The sequence below is a fragment of the Paraburkholderia atlantica genome (genome assembly GCF_009362785.1).
GTDB lineage: Bacteria > Pseudomonadota > Gammaproteobacteria > Burkholderiales > Burkholderiaceae > Paraburkholderia > Paraburkholderia atlantica.
Genome location: NZ_WHNQ01000202.1, coordinates 1 through 960 on the forward strand (window position 1 = coordinate 1; position 960 = coordinate 960).

2 tRNA genes and 2 rRNA genes are annotated in these 960 nt (G+C 52.6%); all 4 read left to right on the forward strand.

Features of this window, described 5'->3' with window-relative positions:
• Nucleotides 1-98: ribosomal RNA gene (locus tag GCT19_RS42230) — 16S ribosomal RNA — on the forward strand; the annotation flags it as partial.
• 79 nt (nt 99-177) lie between these two features.
• Nucleotides 178-254: transfer RNA gene (locus GCT19_RS42235), tRNA-Ile, on the forward strand.
• A 56-nt stretch (nt 255-310) separates the two neighbouring features.
• Nucleotides 311-386 (forward strand) — tRNA-Ala (locus tag GCT19_RS42240).
• A 294-nt stretch (nt 387-680) separates the two neighbouring features.
• Nucleotides 681-960 (forward strand): 23S ribosomal RNA (locus GCT19_RS43180); the annotation flags it as partial.

Below are 960 nucleotides of genomic sequence, written 5' to 3' on the forward strand. Positions count from 1 at the left end.
TAACCGCAAGGAGGACGGTCACCACGGTAGGATTCATGACTGGGGTGAAGTCGTAACAAGGTAGCCGTATCGGAAGGTGCGGCTGGATCACCTCCTTTCCAGAGCTATGCATTCATTGCACTCAAGTGCTCACGCTTATCGGCTGTAGTTTGGTAGAAGCAACGCAGACAGACTCAGGGGTCTGTAGCTCAGTCGGTTAGAGCACCGTCTTGATAAGGCGGGGGTCGATGGTTCGAATCCATCCAGACCCACCACGGTCTTGTCTGGTGAGCTGGTCGGGTGAAGCCTCTGGAGTGTGTGTTGTGGGACTGGGGGATTAGCTCAGCTGGGAGAGCACCTGCTTTGCAAGCAGGGGGTCGTCGGTTCGATCCCGTCATCCTCCACCAATCCTCAATGCGCAGGGTTCTGCACACATGCAGAGCGTTACGCATTGGCGATTGAGCCAGTCAGCGCGGTACACGATCAGATCGTGATATCGGCTGTCGTTCTTTAACAATCAGGAAGAAGTAGTAAAGAGATTCACGAAAGCGTACCTGGAGATGGGTGCGTGAGTAGGTGAATCAGGGTTGTGATTGTATCGATGTATTTTAAGGGAATCGAGAGATTGCCTTTGGAATACGGCGCAACACGAATACTCAACCTGTAGCGAGTGCGGCTCGAGAGAGACACACCCGTTATAGGGTCAAGCGAACAAGTGCATGTGGTGGATGCCTTGGCGATCACAGGCGATGAAGGACGCGGTAGCCTGCGAAAAGCTCCGGGGAGCTGGCAAACAAGCTTTGATCCGGAGATGTCCGAATGGGGAAACCCACTCCTAATGGAGTATCCGTAGCTGAATCCATAGGCTACGTGAAGCGAACGCGGTGAACTGAAACATCTAAGTAACCGCAGGAAAAGAAATCAACCGAGATTCCCAAAGTAGTGGCGAGCGAAATGGGATCAGCCTGTACTCTTTATTCT